Source organism: Providencia rustigianii DSM 4541, assembly GCF_000156395.1.
In the GTDB taxonomy this organism is placed as follows: domain Bacteria; phylum Pseudomonadota; class Gammaproteobacteria; order Enterobacterales; family Enterobacteriaceae; genus Providencia; species Providencia rustigianii.
In genome coordinates, this window is the sequence record NZ_GG703819.1 from 793,085 (window position 1) to 808,192 (window position 15,108).

The 15,108-nt window shown below is 41.6% G+C and carries 12 protein-coding genes; 3 read left to right on the top strand and 9 right to left on the bottom strand.

Annotation, left to right across the window (positions count from 1 at the left end; all coding sequences use genetic code 11):
• Positions 1 to 468 precede the first annotated feature (468 nt).
• Positions 469 to 3,678, top strand: a complete 3,210-nt coding sequence (gene rne, locus PROVRUST_RS13580) for a ribonuclease E (RefSeq protein ID WP_006815431.1) — start codon at positions 469 to 471, stop codon at positions 3,676 to 3,678.
• A 79-nt stretch (positions 3,679 to 3,757) separates the two neighbouring features.
• Here the strand turns inward: rne and PROVRUST_RS13585 are convergent, their stop codons facing one another.
• From PROVRUST_RS13585 to PROVRUST_RS13595, 3 genes are read right to left on the bottom strand one after another with little or no spacing between them, the layout of a single operon-like run.
• Entirely contained in the window at positions 3,758 to 4,576 is an 819-nt protein-coding gene (locus tag PROVRUST_RS13585; protein WP_006815432.1) for a dimethyl sulfoxide reductase anchor subunit family protein, read from the bottom strand.
• 2 nt (positions 4,577 to 4,578) lie between these two features.
• Positions 4,579 to 5,127 carry a 4Fe-4S dicluster domain-containing protein gene (locus PROVRUST_RS13590; protein ID WP_164717574.1) on the bottom strand — a complete coding sequence of 183 codons (549 nt, stop codon included), beginning with the start codon at positions 5,125 to 5,127 and terminating at the stop codon, positions 4,579 to 4,581.
• Between the two features lie 2 nt (positions 5,128 to 5,129).
• The gene (locus tag PROVRUST_RS13595) at positions 5,130 to 7,460 is read right to left on the bottom strand and encodes a molybdopterin-containing oxidoreductase family protein (protein WP_039855308.1); all 2,331 of its coding nucleotides are present in this window, start codon (positions 7,458 to 7,460) and stop codon (positions 5,130 to 5,132) included.
• 205 nt (positions 7,461 to 7,665) lie between these two features.
• Between PROVRUST_RS13595 and PROVRUST_RS13600 the strand changes: the two genes are divergently transcribed.
• On the top strand, positions 7,666 to 8,355 hold the full coding sequence (locus PROVRUST_RS13600; RefSeq protein ID WP_006815435.1) for a helix-turn-helix domain-containing protein: 690 nt from the start codon (positions 7,666 to 7,668) through the stop codon (positions 8,353 to 8,355).
• 74 nt (positions 8,356 to 8,429) lie between these two features.
• Here PROVRUST_RS13600 and tmaR read toward each other — a convergent pair whose 3' ends face one another.
• From tmaR to PROVRUST_RS13615, 3 genes are all read right to left on the bottom strand, one after another.
• On the bottom strand, positions 8,430 to 8,762 hold the full coding sequence (tmaR, locus tag PROVRUST_RS13605) for a PTS system regulator TmaR (RefSeq protein ID WP_039855311.1): 333 nt from the start codon (positions 8,760 to 8,762) through the stop codon (positions 8,430 to 8,432).
• 85 nt (positions 8,763 to 8,847) lie between these two features.
• Positions 8,848 to 9,147 carry a type II toxin-antitoxin system RelE/ParE family toxin gene (locus PROVRUST_RS13610; RefSeq protein ID WP_006815437.1) on the bottom strand — a complete coding sequence of 100 codons (300 nt, stop codon included), beginning with the start codon at positions 9,145 to 9,147 and terminating at the stop codon, positions 8,848 to 8,850.
• Positions 9,113 to 9,394, bottom strand: coding sequence for a type II toxin-antitoxin system ParD family antitoxin (locus PROVRUST_RS13615; protein ID WP_039855315.1), 282 nt, complete (start codon positions 9,392 to 9,394; stop codon positions 9,113 to 9,115). Before PROVRUST_RS13615 ends, PROVRUST_RS13610 begins: the two co-directional genes overlap by 35 nt.
• A gap of 353 nt (positions 9,395 to 9,747) precedes the next feature.
• Here PROVRUST_RS13615 and sbcB point away from each other — a divergent pair, with 353 nt between their 5' ends.
• On the top strand, positions 9,748 to 11,187 hold the full coding sequence (gene sbcB / locus PROVRUST_RS13625) for an exodeoxyribonuclease I (RefSeq protein WP_006815440.1): 1,440 nt from the start codon (positions 9,748 to 9,750) through the stop codon (positions 11,185 to 11,187).
• Between the two features lie 49 nt (positions 11,188 to 11,236).
• On the opposite strand, the gene dld is transcribed toward sbcB, so the two are convergent.
• The 3 genes from dld to PROVRUST_RS19360 form a co-directional block, all read right to left on the bottom strand.
• Positions 11,237 to 12,967, bottom strand: coding sequence for a D-lactate dehydrogenase (gene dld, locus PROVRUST_RS13630; protein WP_039855318.1), 1,731 nt, complete (start codon positions 12,965 to 12,967; stop codon positions 11,237 to 11,239).
• A 304-nt stretch (positions 12,968 to 13,271) separates the two neighbouring features.
• A complete protein-coding gene (locus PROVRUST_RS13635) occupies positions 13,272 to 14,654 on the bottom strand; it encodes an APC family permease (RefSeq protein WP_006815442.1) in 1,383 nt (460 codons plus the stop codon).
• A complete protein-coding gene (locus PROVRUST_RS19360; protein WP_071599557.1) occupies positions 14,644 to 14,853 on the bottom strand; it encodes a hypothetical protein in 210 nt (69 codons plus the stop codon). The genes PROVRUST_RS13635 and PROVRUST_RS19360 overlap by 11 nt, the downstream gene beginning before the upstream one ends.
• Between the last annotated feature and the right edge of the window lie 255 nt (positions 14,854 to 15,108).

Below are 15,108 nucleotides of genomic sequence, written 5' to 3' on the forward strand. Positions count from 1 at the left end.
ACGTTACACTTGCTATAATGCACTTGGCAATGGAATAATAAGCAACGCCAAGATGTTTAAAAAACGAAAATTGGCACTGTTATCATAGTCGTAGTGATTTATTCACTTTCAGCTATAGTTATTTCTAGCTAGCAGAATACAAAGTTAGTCATAATGCAGTAGAAATTTGTTATTTGATGGCGGACTGATGCAGCAATGGCGTAAGACATCTAACAAAATCAGATAATTTAGCGAGCAACGAATTTTGGCTTATTGGGTTAGGACCTTCCGTTTTATACGATAATTACGGCATCCTGATTAAGAACGCTGAATTTTTAATCTAAAAATCAGGTTCACCGAATATTGCGCGTCTCTATACGAACGACTGCCGAGAGGCAGACGGTTTTGTAAAAATCATGAGGCCATCGGTTTACAGTAGCTCTTTCTTTCGCTGCTCTTTATATTTAAAAATAATGAGTAAGTAATAACATGAAAAGAATGCTAATAAACGCAACTCAACAGGAAGAGTTGCGTGTTGCCCTAGTCGATGGGCAACGACTCTATGATTTGGATATCGAAAGCCCAGGTCATGAGCAAAAAAAGGCGAATATTTATAAAGGTAAAATTACCCGTATTGAGCCAAGTCTAGAAGCTGCATTTGTTGATTATGGCGCTGAAAGACATGGTTTCCTTCCTATCAAAGAAATCGCTCGCGAATACTTCCCTAGTAACTATCACTCTCAAGGCCGTCCCAACATCAAAGATGTGTTGAAAGAAGGCCAAGAAGTTATCGTTCAGGTTGATAAAGAAGAACGTGGTAATAAAGGTGCTGCATTAACGACCTTTATTAGTTTGGCTGGTAGCTACTTAGTATTAATGCCAAACAACCCTCGTGCCGGCGGTATTTCTCGTCGTATTGAAGGTGAAGATCGTACTGAATTAAAAGAAGCTTTATCCTGTTTAGAAATTCCAGACGGTATGGGCTTAATTGTTCGTACTGCTGGGGTTGGTAAATCGGCTGAATCCCTACAACAAGATTTGCTGTATCGCTTACGCCACTGGGAAGCGATTCAAAAAGCGGCTGAAAACCGCCCTGCGCCTTTCTTAATCCACCAAGAAAGTAACGTTATCGTTCGTGCATTCCGCGACTATCTGCGTCCAGATATTGGTGAAATCCTCATCGATAACCCAAAAGTAGTGGAAATGGCTCGTAATCATATTGAATCCATTGGTCGTGGCGATTTTGCTAGCAAAATTAAACACTACAGTGGTGATGTGCCTTTATTCAGCCATTACCAGATTGAATCTCAAATTGAATCAGCGTTCCAACGTGAAGTCCGTTTACCTTCAGGTGGTGCGTTAGTTATCGATACAACTGAAGCATTAACTGCTATCGATATTAACTCCTCTCGTTCAACACGTGGCGGAGATATCGAAGAAACGGCATTTAATACTAACCTAGAAGCGGCTGATGAGATTGCTCGTCAATTACGTCTGCGTGACCTAGGCGGTCTAATTGTTATCGACTTTATCGATATGACCCCTGTTCGTCACCAACGAGAAGTCGAAAACCGCTTACGTGAAGCTGTGCGTCAAGACCGTGCGCGTATCCAAATCGCTCGCATCTCACGATTTGGTCTGTTGGAAATGTCCCGTCAGCGTTTGAGCCCTTCTCTGGGTGAGTCAAGCCATCACGTTTGCCCGCGTTGTACCGGTACTGGAACTATTCGTGATAATGAGTCACTGTCTCTTTCTGTTCTACGTTTAATCGAAGAAGAAGCACTGAAAGAGAATACCCATGAAGTCCATGCGATTGTACCTGTACAAATTGCGTCATACCTTCTGAACGAAAAGCGTCAAGCAGTGACTGATATTGAACAGCGTCAGCGTAATGTCCGCGTCGTTATTGTTCCTAATGATCAGATGCAAACACCGCATTTCCATGTGATCCGTATTCGTAAAGGTGAAGAGATCAGTACTCTGAGCTATAACTTAGCCCAGTATCATGAAACTGAAACCTTAGCACATGCCGATGAACCATCATCTTCAGAACGCAAAGCACCTGAGCAACCGGCTATTTCTGCATTTGCATTACAAGAACCTGTTGAGATGCCAGCACTGAAACCGAAGGAAGCTCCAGCTAAAGCACCAACGAGTGCTAAAGTTGATGCCCTGCCAAAAGTCGGGTTATTTAGTAAAATTGCAGCTTTCTTTAAAGGTTTATTTGCTGAAGAAGAAAAAGTTGTTGAGCAACCAGCTCAAAAAAGCCGTCAAAATAACGACCGTCGCCGCAATAACGATCGTAATGGCAATGATCGCCGTAACAATAATCGTCGCAATAATAACCGCCGTGACCGTGATGATAATTATGAAAATCGTGATAACCGCGATAATCGTAATAATCGTAATAACCGCAATGCGCAATCCGATGATGCTGCAAACCGCAATAAGGATCGCAATAATAAAAATGCAAATCCTGTTGAAGAGCAAGCAACTGATAGCTCAACACGTGAAGCTCCACAGCGTCGTGACCAACGCGCAGACCGCCGTCGTCGCCAAGATGAGAAACGTCAGCAACAAGTAGCGAAGACTCAAGAAGATACTCAGCAAAATAATCTTGATGCAACTGTAGCAAAAGATAAGGATGAAGAAGAGCAACGTCCAGTCGCTCCTCGTCGCCAACGTCGTCAATTAACACAGAAAATCCGTGTTACTGATAATGATCAACAAGCAAGTACTCCAGTTGTTGAAGATAAATCTGCAGCTCCAGTCGCCGCATTACCTGTAGCAACAGTTAATGTAGAGAAAAATCAAGATTTCGTTGAGTTGAATGACAATGAAAACCTGACGACTCCTCATGAGCAATTAACTGATGATGAGAAGCAGGATACGATTATCCCTCGTCGTTCACGTCGTTCGCCGCGCCACTTACGTGTAAGCGGTCAACGCCGTCGTCGCTACCGTGATGAGCGTCATCTGACCAAGTCACCAATGCCATTATTTGCAGCGGTTGCTTCACCTGAATTAGCATCAGGTAAAGTCTTCATTCGTTATCCTGTGATTCTTCCTCAGCAAGAAAATATGCAGATCATGACAAATGAAGAAATGCTTGAGCAGCAAAATAATAGCCAAAATCAATTAGCTATTGTTCAGTCAGTTACTGAAGTTGTTAAACAAGAGCCAATACAAATTATTGAATCTCATGTTGAGCAAGTTCAACAAACTAATGTTGATGCTGTAACAACCGATATTGAAGCACCTCAATCTGTGGTTGAAACTACCGTTGAAGAAATCAATGTAGCTGTAGAAACTGTGGTTGAAGCGCCTGTTGAGGTTGTAATCGAAGCACCAGCAACAATCGAAAGTATTAGTACTGATGTTGAGCCTGTCGTCGTAGAAACTACCGTTACAGAAACTGTAGCGGAAGACAATGTTGTAACAGAAACTGTAATTTCTGACACCGTAGTTGACGCTCCAATTATGGCTGCGGAGGAAGAAGCAACAAGTAAAGCCGCAAGCTTACATAAATGTCATGCATACTCACCAATGACTAAAGCACCAGCTCCAGCTGTAGTTGCTTCAGATTTTGAAATTAAAGAGTATCAACGTGAGCCATCCACTTTTGAATCTAAAGGTGCAGGTGGTCATGTCGCTGCCAATGTTGCAACATCAGAAATGGCAAAACCAGCCAACGTCTAATGCTTAGATAACTGGTAAATGAAAGCCTTGATGGGAAACCATCAAGGCTTTTTACGATTAAAGTTAATATTTGAAAAATTTAAAACCAAGGTGCCTGTATCATAACGCTTCCATAAAATAGAGCCCTTCCCGCTAATTCACCACTAGATATAAGTAGCATCACCAATGCTATAACAATCGCTGAGGGCTGTTTCTCCTTATATCCTTTCATAACCACGATACAAGGCAATAACATACTCACCACCACCTGCCACCAAAGCAAATAACTTCCTCCTTGGCTTGCCGGTAATTGTAAGCGGATGATTTGTGCCCCCAATACCAATGCAACTCCTATCAGTACACCAATTTTGATAACTGATGGAACGGGTTTTCCTTGTCCAATAATGAATAAAGTAACGAGACTAAAACCCAGTACTATTGCACTACCAATGAACGCGATTTGTGTCGCTGAGGTATGCCATAACGGATGAGCAATCATTTGATAATAAACTTGTGCTGTCACAAAAATAGCAGCAATACCACCAATAGCACTTAACCAGCCGAGTAACTGATTACGTACAGTGACTTGAGGAGATAGCCAACATGATAGCGCCCAAAGAGTCACTACGCCGTTTAATAATACAAATGTCACCGCTTCACGGCTCAACCAAGAGTGACCTAATCCAAGAACTGAGCGATATGCCTCTAACGGAACCCCTAAATGCCCCATTGACATCGATGAGCCAATCACTTCAATCAACCAAATCAATAATACGACACGGCGTAGTACAGAACCTGATAATAAGTTCTCTTTACTTGCTTTCATTTGGTAAATAGTTAATGCGAAAACAGCACCGATCCCCCACTGACTCATCACTGTAAAAAACACCAGCGGGAGTTCCATATGTTTAATATCCATGATTAGTCCTCCATGCCAATGATGACAATATTCGGGTTGCTTATCGTGTGGTCAGGCATGTTGTAACTCTGTTCCAATACGCTCCAGTTAGTGGTGTGCTTCTTGCGTAATTCATTGATATCACCAAATTCGATGGCACCTGTAGGGCAAGACTCTACACACCTTGGCAATAACCCCTCATCAAGCCGTTCTGCGCACATATTACACTTGCTGGTTTTGCCTTCAGCAGGGTCAAATACGGGTGCATGATATGGGCATGCCATGATACACATTTGGCATCCAATACACTTTTCATGGTCTTGAACAACGATGCCATCAGCACGCTTCGAGTAAGTATTCGCAGGACAGACTTTTAAGCATTGAGGGTCATCACAGTGATTACATGACATCGTGATAAATGCCTGTGTATTGGGTGAGTCACCGTTAAATTCTCGAACTCGACGCCACAATACTCCCGGAGGGGTTACATTTTCTGATTTACATGCCATGGAGCAAGTTCGGCAGCCATAACAATCCTTCGTATTAATTAAAAAACCATATTGCTTTACCATAACTATGCCTCCCTTCTCACATCAACCAAGGTACTGTTACAACAATGCCCAGTACCTAAATGCTCAACTTGGTCATTAGTCACGTGGCTGCTGCTTCCTCCTTGCTGTTCCCACCAACCATTATCTAGAGAAATAACTCCCTTTTTGATATGCGTGGTCACAACTGCAATCGCTCGATGTTCACCGCGGTTATTGAACGCAATAGCCCATTCCCCATCTCTGATACCTCGCTCTCCCGCATCTTCTGGATGGATCAAGACATTAGGTTGGTTACGATGTATTTCTAGAATCCATTCATTCATGCCATGGCTAGAGTGGACGCTACGAGCCAACTTTCGTTGCACGGCCATTAATGGGTATTTTTTAGCAAGCTCAGGGGAACCTTGCACTGATTCAGTCACCTGATAGTAAGAAACGACGGGAGAAAACTTTTTCTTTTGCCACTCTTCAATAAAAAAGTGGGCTTTTTTTGTGGATGTCCTAAATACGCCATCTTTGAATGGGATCCAGTCACCCTCTACTGGGCGAACGGGACCTTTAGCTAACATTTCGCGAGTAATACCCGAGCCTTCTAAACAGGTATCAATATAGTGTTCAATGGGTTTATTAAATACATCGCCAAAGCCAAAACGCTCTGCTAATTGTGCGAAAATCCAATAATCTGGTTTTGCTTCGCCTACGGGTTCGACAGCTTTCTCCATCAACTGTACATATTGGCTACGTACCCCCGCCATCAAGCTAGTATCTTCAAAGATTGTCGTTACGGGTAAGACTAGGTCTGCATACAATGCCGTTGAGCTCATTAAATTATCGGCAACAACAACAAACGGAACTTTTTTGAGAGCCTCACGGACTTTGTTCGTATTCGGTAATTGCGTCATCACCCCCATTGTCATAATCCACCAAAAATTAATTGGATGTGGCTGATCATTAACAATGTACTCGCCGACCTTAGATACAGGGATCGGTGGAATATTTTTAGCATTTGGAGCTGGAGGGACAATGGCATTAAATTTTGCCATCTGACGAGCACCACCAGCATCACAGACACCCGCTCCACGTTTACCTATATTTCCTGTCAACAGTGCGAGGTAAAACTGGCTAGCAGCGACATAAGTGCCATATTCTGTACGCTGAGCGCCAGACATATTTTGTACAATCATCGATGGGGTTAACGATGAATAGTCCCGAGCAAGGCGTACAATAGTTTCAACCGGAACGTCCGTTTCCTTAGATACTCGCTGAGTATCCCATCCTTTCGCTTGCTGATAAATTTGTTCAAAAACAGTTGTGAATCCGGCATTTTCAGGCAATTCACTTTGATGTAGTGCGGGTTGAATACCCGCAAGATCATGGCGGGCTGGCTTTTGACTTATCATATCAAAGACCAAATAACTGTCCTTATCGCTATCATCCTCTCTAATTTGATGTTGATCCTTATCGACAAGATAGACAGCTCCGGTATGCGCCCGTAAAAAACTCTCATCAATTCGATTCTCTTCAATAATGATTTTTATCATGCCTAACGCGAGTGCGGTATCCGTTCCTGGAATGATAGGTACCCATTCATCTGCTTTTGCCGCAGTTTCATTAAATCGTGGGTCGATAACAACCAGTCGTGCGCCATTTTTACGCGCCTGATTATAATTTTTAAAATAGGCTTGCATCGTCACTGCGGGGTTATTTCCCCAACAGAGAATATAACGACTATCTGCAATCGTATCTCGCGTATCCGCATAACGCAGTCCCAACATGGGGATCATGGCGGCGGTAACCGCCGAACAGCACAGTGAACCTGCCTGTTTTGTAGCACCTCCGAGGTAATCAAAAAATGCCTTACCCATATCATTTTTAATCGAGTCCATATTTCCTGCATGGGTCGAAATAAATAAGCCTTCATTACCATATTTATCAATAGTTTCTCGGATATTTTTCTCAATCAAATCCAATGCTTCATCCCATGAAATTGGTTTGAACTCAGCTTTACCTTTCTCACCAACTCTGAGTAATGGTGTCGTCACCCGTTCTGTATGGTATACCCATTTAGTTCTGCTCATTCCTCGTAAGCAACACTTCACGTTAAAACCTTCAGTCGCTTGTATTTTCATCAGCTTACCTTGATAGGTATAGGCGGTAAGGTTGCAATGTAAACACTCCATAGCACAAGTTGAACGAAACGTTTTATAGTCCGATAGCTTTAATCGCACTTTGGGTAAAGGCTGATTATTATTGGCTTGTACAAATGAGCTCGGTGCTATCGTCGCCAAGCCGACAACACCCATTCCTTTGAGTAAAGTTCGGCGATTGAATCGTAATTCATCGTAAATTTTCATTATGGTAAACCTCAACATTGCCTTAAATTTAGTTCACCATATGTATACTCCATTCATAATAAGTGAACTTGCTTCATGTCAAAGTTACTCTTGTTTGATCTAAAATTTACCCATGAGTGTGATCGTGCTTTGCCCCTATATCGGTTATTAGTTCCTACTCTTAACTCATGGTAAAATCAGCGGTCTAGATAAAACGAGGTTATGTATGACTACACTGCAAGGTGTTAATTCTGTTGATATTGCTGTAAGTATTCTTAATTTCATCGCACAAAATGGTGGTATTGCGCGTGCGGCTGATATCTCCAAAGGCTGCGAAATATCGAAAAGCCGCTTACATAAATATTTAGTTTCGTTATGTCGGACTCAAATGCTTTATCAAGATGTACAAACCAGCCGCTATGGTTTAGGTCCAAATTTGTCATTCTTAGCCAGTTTTGTTGCAACAGAAGGGTCAATTGTTGAAGTGATAAACCAAAGTTTGATCCATTTTCGTGACACACAGAATGTTTCCACGGGACTCGCTATTCGTATTGGTAAAACATTGTCCTTGGTAAAATACAATCGTAGCTTTAAAAATGTAGAAATTGATTTTCTCCCCAATACACCTTTACCCATTGATAAAAGCGCAGCAGGATTAATTTATTGTGCATTTGATAAACAATTTACCACTCATCCATTTTCTGATGACGAACTAAATCATATTATTCAGCAAGGTTACGCGATTCGTTATTTACCCACAGAAGGGATCCCTGGAGCACAATCTATTGCTTGCCCGATATTCAATCAACAAGGTGAATTGGTTGCGGCAGCTATCACGATGGGGTTTATTGAGAACGAAGAGATGGAGAGGTTGGCAAGTGCATTAATTAAGCAAGTGAAGACGCTTATTTTATAATTTTGACAGGTTTCTTTCTCTAAAAAAGAAGCTGAAATTTTATCAGCTTCTTTAAAATTAAATTAAAACGAATATTACTTCGATTCAGGTCGAGCTAGTTCACCCATCTCTTTCAATTTTTTAGAGATTTCTCGACGTTCTTTCGATAACTCTGCATTTTTAATGATGTAATCGTCGATACGGTCATCATAGTCACTGCGCATATTCGCGATAATGCCTTGAATATCATCAATGGACATACCAGGTTTAATATATTCACCTAGGTTATCTAGAAGTAAAACACGTTTTTGGTTATCACGGATTTTCTTCTCGTTATCCGTTATTTCACGGCGAATTTTATTTTTACGGCGAAACATACGCACAAATTCCAGTACATTTTGGAAAGTTGGTTTATTGGCGTTGTCCATGTTTAACATCCTCTATTCAATATTAAAAATGTATTGTCTCCTAACACAATACCTTCTTCTATGGTCACCTTACAAGATGCATTCGCTATTTTATTGATTTAATGTTACTCATAACATCTTGGTATTGATTCAATACACGGATCACTGTTTTGGAGTATGTGGAGGGAATAAAAAAGACAGTGTGATTTTCAACGGGCAACGAGAATATATTTCGCCCTAATTCTCGTCGTTGTACACCAATATCATGGTGAGCTAACAACTCAAAACTGTTAGTGAGCCGAATGAGATACTCTTCAGCCTTTTTAATACCAAAATGCTTCTGGCTATACCTCCAAATGGCTTCTAAATCCTCATTCGCTTTTGGGGTCAGATTTATCGTTTTCATTTTTAACCTTATCTTTCATCCGTTGAAGGAATTTGGTTTGATCCCAAGCAATTGGCGACCCACTGCTCAGCCCTTCAGCAAGAAGATCTTTTAATTCTTGCACATGCGATTGCGCTTGCTTTTCCTTGAGTAAACGCAAGGCATCGCGTAAGACTTCACTCTGTGTTCTGTAATCCCCTGAATTCACTAATGAATCGATAAAATCACGAAGTTCGTCGCCGAGGTCGACTGTCATTGTTCTTGCCATAAGCGTTCTCATGTAAGATATATTCTTACAGCTAGTATAGATTCATCTATTTTTTTGATCCAGATTATTTTTTATACTCAATTTCTCTAGACTACTTTTGAGGTTAATATGGATAAGACACGCCTTCACAGTGATGTAATCGCAGAGCTTCTACGAAATGAACCGAACCTTATTAAATATTATTTACAGCAAGCTTTGCTTGAAGCTAATGAAGATGGCGGCCAAGAATCACTTATTCAGTGTCTATCCCATATAATGCAATCTCTAACTCCCACATAAGTTTAGATTTTTCACTAGATGGTTTACCATAGCGTCAAACCGTAATGCGTTTGCACCAATCACCTAAATCGACGATGGACCTCATTTTGAAAAATAAGCATAATCAGCCGACCTTCTTTATTCATGACTATGAAACATTTGGTAAGCATCCGGCTTTGGATCGCCCTGCACAGTTTGCGGGTGTGCGGACAGACTTAGATTTCAATATCATCGATGAACCTGAAGTATTTTACTGCAAACCTACTGATGACTACCTGCCTCAACCAGAAGCCGTCATGATCACCGGAATAACCCCACAAATTGCCCAAGCTAATGGGGTAAATGAAGCCGAGTTTGCTAAACGTATCCATCAGTCATTTAGTACACCCAACACCTGTATTATGGGTTACAACAATATTCGCTTTGATGATGAAGTCACACGAAATATTTTTTATCGTAATTTTTATGACCCATACGCCTACAGCTGGCAGCAAGGAAACTCTCGTTGGGATCTACTCGATGCTCTACGCGCTTGTTTTGCACTGCGCCCTGAAGGAATTAACTGGCCAGAAAATGATGACGGGCTACCTAGCCTACGCCTTGAACATTTAACCAAAGCTAATGGCGTCGCCCATGAAAATGCCCATGATGCTATGTCTGATGTATTAGCTACTATCAATATGGCTAAATTACTCAAACAAGCCCAACCGCGCATGTTTGATTATTTTTATCAGTTGCGAAATAAAAATAAAGTCAGTCAACTCATCGATATTGTGGAGATGACACCTCTGGTGCATGTTTCAGGTATGTTTGGTGCACTGCGCTCTTATGTTAGCTTAGTTGCACCATTAGCTTGGCATCCAGATAATAAAAATGCAGTGATTATGTGTGACCTGTCTGCCGACATGTCGCCGCTTCTCACGTTAAATGCGGATGAACTGCGTGAGCGCTTATACACACCGAAAGCTGAATTAGGTGATGCCCTTCCGGTACCAATTAAGTTAGTTCATATTAATAAATGTCCAATTCTTGCTCCGGAAAAAACTTTACGTACCGTCGATGCAGAACGTACAGGAATTGATCGCGATTTATGTCTGCGTAATTTAGAAATATTGCGTAAAAATCCAGATGTTCGTAATAAATTGATTGAGATTTTTAGTGTTGACCAGCAATTTGAAGAATCGAATGATGTTGACAGGCAAATCTATAGTGGTTTCTTTTCACCCTCCGATCGTTCCACCATGGATATCATTCGTGAAACTGCACCCCAAAATCTACCAGGGTTAGATTTAAGCTTTGAAGATAAGCGCATGAAAGAGTTATTTTTCCGCTATAAAGCGCGTAACTACCCTGCAACCCTATCTTATGATGAGCAACAACGTTGGCTGCAACATCGTCGTGACTATTTTACTGAAGCTCGTTTAACTGAATATATGCAGCAAATTCAGCTCTTAATGGATATTCATCATGAAGATGAGAAGCGTTGTCAGCAGCTAAAAGCGCTCGTCAGTTATGCCGCAGATCTCGCCAGTTAGTTTTTAGATTAAAAATGGGCAGAATTTCTGCCCATCAATCTATACTCACCTATTCATGATCACAACCGCAATCACCATCCCAATGTTTCCGTTTCGTGGTTTTACCCAGTCCCGGATTCATCGTATTGGTTGGGTCTGTTTCTTTATAGAATGTTTTTAATTGCATCGGAGCCTTATATAAATGCCCGACATTATGTTCAGCTGGATACTGAGCACCTCTTTCATCTAAAAGAGCCAACATTTTCTCTTTCAGTTCTTTAGGATTTACCCCTTTTTTCAACACATAATCCTGATGCATTACATGACACATAAAATGTCCGCAATATAATTTATGGACGATGATATCTTCAATTTCAGGCGGTAATTTTTCAAACCAATCTCGGTCATTCCGTCTTAGCGCAATATCTAACGGTAATACATCCTCAACATCTTTATTATGTACCGCATGGTAACGAACTGCGGATCCCGCGGCCGCAAAACGATGTAAGAAGGCTTTAGCACCCTCTTCCGGTGTGCATTCAAAATAACCGCCATCGGCAGTTGCAAAGAATGATTTCAGCCAAACTTTTGCCTCATCAATACCGTCCCCTGCCATTTTAAGCATTAAATGGTGCTCATATTTATCACGGAACTGTTTCATGCGTGGCGGTAAATGGGATGGCCATAGTTTACTTAATAGCTGCATAGTGCGGTCGATTAAGTTGGATGGAAGCAATGGAACTTTATTCAGTACTGCATCCATTCGCCCTTTAATGGTAAAAAAGGTTGGCATTTTATCTGTACCAAACTTATCTATCATTAAAAAGGTGTCTTTACCGTAGATTTCTGCAATATCAAAACAACCACGGTGCATATACTCGCCTGCAACTGGGAGATTTTCAAACTCACTCAGGATATGGCGGCGAATATCTTCCAAGACGTCTGGATTATTCGATCCAATGTAAAAAACTTGGGTTGCTTTATCGGCAGGGAACGTATCTAAACGCACAGCAAAAACAGCTAACTTACCTGCACACCCAGACGCTTCAAATAATCGACGCTCATCCGCATTAAATCGTGATGGCGTATCTGCATTAACATCACGTACACGCTGGGCATATTCATGATCAGATGCCAGTTTGTTACTCAGCTGTACATCGTCGCTACTATAGTGACGATTCTGCAAATTAGTTAGGATCTCTTCTGGAGTTTCACCCAATGCAATCCCTAAGTGGTTAACTAGCTCAACGGTGCCTTCTTCATTCACTCGTCCATATAGCGCCAGCTCGGTATAAGCTGGACCTCTGCGTACCAATGAACCACCAGAGCTATTACAAATACCGCCCACGACTGAAGCTCCAATACAGGAGGAGCCAATAAGGGAATGGGGTTCACGACCCAGTGGTTTTAGAATTTTTTCGAGGTCATATAATGTGCTTCCTGGCATTGCAACCACTTGGTTCAACTCAGGTAAGACTTGAATTTGGTTAAGGCGTAAAGTGCTAATAATCACGATATCACGATCATAATCATAGCCGCTTGGTGTAGAGCCTTCGGTGAGACCAGTGTTTGCGGCTTGCATGATGACAATTTTGTCAGCTTCAACACAGGCTTTAAATACATACCATTGTTCTAATAACGTTGTGGGAAATACAACGGCAATAGCATCTCCCACGCCGGAACGAAAACCTTTCCGATAGCGTTCTGTTTTATGGGGTTCGGTGAGGATATTTTTTTTGCCAACAATGTTCCTGAGTGTGAGTAATAGTCGTTGGTTCTCAGGATTTTTCACATCATTCATTACATGCCTTCCTGTCAGGGTCTTGTCATTAAACCCATCCACAATATCACATAAGATTAATATGTTAAGAAATTATTAATACCCTACTGAAAACAAAAACAGCGCCCAAAGGCGCTGTTTTATCAGTCATCAATTTACAGTTGCAGTTTGCAGTTCAATTATCCTGATGCTGACATCTATTCAAAATAATTCGTGTTGTAGCTAGGCGGCAAGCAAGCTAGACCCTAGGAGCATACATAAAGTATGTGACTAGGGCTAGCGCGTGCAGCCAACAACGCTACGGCGCGAAATATGAAGAATATATCTAGACGTCGCTCATCTGCGGCATCGGCCTACGAAACATCCGTGTAAGAATAGCCATATACACCAATCCTACAACCGTCCAAATCAGCCCATACACCATTGAGTCTTCTTCAATATTCAACCACAGCACACAAACCGTCAGTGTTCCGATAATCGGTAATATCAGATAGTTGACGATATTCTTAAAGCCTTGCATACGGCGCTCACGAATAAAGAACTGACTAATGACGGAAATATTCACAAAGGTGAAGGCTATCAATGCACCAAAGTTAATTAATGCCGTTGCAAAGTCCATCTCAAACCAAATAGCGCCTAACGCTAAGAAGCCGACTAACAGTACATTATAAGCTGGAGTACGCCATTTTGGACTGACATAACCAAAGACTTTTTCAGGGAATACGCCATCACGCCCCATAACATACATCAGTCGTGCACTACCCGCGTGAGCTGCCATGCCAGAGGCCAATACAGTCACACATGAGAAAACAAGAATGATTGCTTGGAAGAACGATCCCGCAACAAATCTCATGATATCTGGCTGAGTCTCATTAATATTCGCAAAACGTGAGACGTCTGGGAAAAATTGCTGCAAGAAGAACGAAACGGTAATAAAGATAACCCCGCCAATCAGTGCTGTTAGGAAAATAGCACGCGGAATAACTTTACCCGCATTTGGCGTTTCTTCAGACAATGAACTCAATCCGTCAAAACCTAAGAATGAGAAGCAAAGAATTGTTGCCCCTGCAATTAAAGGGACCAATTCTGTTTTTTCGTTTGCAAATGGATTAAAAGACCAGATCTCCCCCGAGCCTTCACCATTTGAAACACCGTGAATAACTAATCCTGTAAAGACCGCCATTACCCCAATTTGAATAATTGCGATAACGGTACTTAAGTTAGCAATAACGTTGATACCGCGTAGGTTTGCAGCAGTCATTAAGATCACTAAACCAACAACAAAAATCGCAGGTTCAACATTTGGAAAAATGTCTTGTAAATAAATCTTTGCCAATAAGATATTGATCATTGGCATGAAAATATAGGACAGCAAAGATGTCCAACCCACAAGGAAACCAATATGCGGACTCATTGATTTTTGGGCATAAGTATACGCTGAACCGGCAGATGGGAAGCGTTTCACCAGCTTACCGTAGCTCAGAGCAGTAAACAGTATTGCAGCGAGTGCAATAATGTATGAAGTCGGGACGTGACCACCCGTTTTATCCGATACCATTCCGAATGTATCGAAAATAGTCATTGGCTGGATATACGCAATACCGATCATCACCACTTGTACAAGGGTTAATGTCTTCGCAAGTTGGACTCGGTTATTCGCACCAGTTTGGTTGTGGCCGATATCTAAAGGTACAGAATTATTTTGCATGGCAATGCCCTCCCATAACTTTAGATTGAGCCCGACTTCGACTTAATCTACAGTTACTGGGAAGACTTTGCATCTGTCTATAAGCAGAGAAAAAGGATGAGAGGAAGAAAGTCGGGTGTGCAAAGCTGCTTGCCCCGTAGTCATCGATGCGGCAGCGACGACCGCTTGGTCCTGCTGCGAGAGCAAAAAAGTAAGCCATAAAAGCATTCCTCAAATCGGTAGCATTCTGTGTTAGCTACACGTAAATATTTATCTATCCGGCCTAATATCCGGCCCCATTAAAATGAATGAACCCTAAAAAGCAAAAAAACCGATGCCGTTTTTATCGAGCATCAGTCAATTTTTTGTCCGCGCATTTTGCACGTCACGTCTAGAAATAGCAAGCTAATTTGTTAATTAAACACCCTATTTCCTATGAGAGTTTTTGATGAATTTACCCTTTTTGTCCGCATTA

What these genes read in the sequence shown, in the direction of transcription:
- rne (WP_006815431.1), top strand. Translation starts at nt 469, where the DNA reads ATGAAAAGAATGCTAATAAACGCAACTCAACAGGAAGAGTTGCGTGTT.
- PROVRUST_RS13585 (WP_006815432.1), bottom strand. Translation starts at nt 4,576, where the DNA reads ATGGATATTAAACATATGGAACTCCCGCTGGTGTTTTTTACAGTGATG.
- PROVRUST_RS13590 (WP_164717574.1), bottom strand. Translation starts at nt 5,127, where the DNA reads ATGGTAAAGCAATATGGTTTTTTAATTAATACGAAGGATTGTTATGGC.
- PROVRUST_RS13595 (WP_039855308.1), bottom strand. Translation starts at nt 7,460, where the DNA reads ATGAAAATTTACGATGAATTACGATTCAATCGCCGAACTTTACTCAAA.
- PROVRUST_RS13600 (WP_006815435.1), top strand. Translation starts at nt 7,666, where the DNA reads ATGACTACACTGCAAGGTGTTAATTCTGTTGATATTGCTGTAAGTATT.
- tmaR (WP_039855311.1), bottom strand. Translation starts at nt 8,762, where the DNA reads ATGGACAACGCCAATAAACCAACTTTCCAAAATGTACTGGAATTTGTG.
- PROVRUST_RS13610 (WP_006815437.1), bottom strand. Translation starts at nt 9,147, where the DNA reads ATGAAAACGATAAATCTGACCCCAAAAGCGAATGAGGATTTAGAAGCC.
- PROVRUST_RS13615 (WP_039855315.1), bottom strand. Translation starts at nt 9,394, where the DNA reads ATGGCAAGAACAATGACAGTCGACCTCGGCGACGAACTTCGTGATTTT.
- sbcB (WP_006815440.1), top strand. Translation starts at nt 9,748, where the DNA reads ATGGACCTCATTTTGAAAAATAAGCATAATCAGCCGACCTTCTTTATT.
- dld (WP_039855318.1), bottom strand. Translation starts at nt 12,967, where the DNA reads ATGAATGATGTGAAAAATCCTGAGAACCAACGACTATTACTCACACTC.
- PROVRUST_RS13635 (WP_006815442.1), bottom strand. Translation starts at nt 14,654, where the DNA reads ATGCAAAATAATTCTGTACCTTTAGATATCGGCCACAACCAAACTGGT.
- PROVRUST_RS19360 (WP_071599557.1), bottom strand. Translation starts at nt 14,853, where the DNA reads ATGGCTTACTTTTTTGCTCTCGCAGCAGGACCAAGCGGTCGTCGCTGC.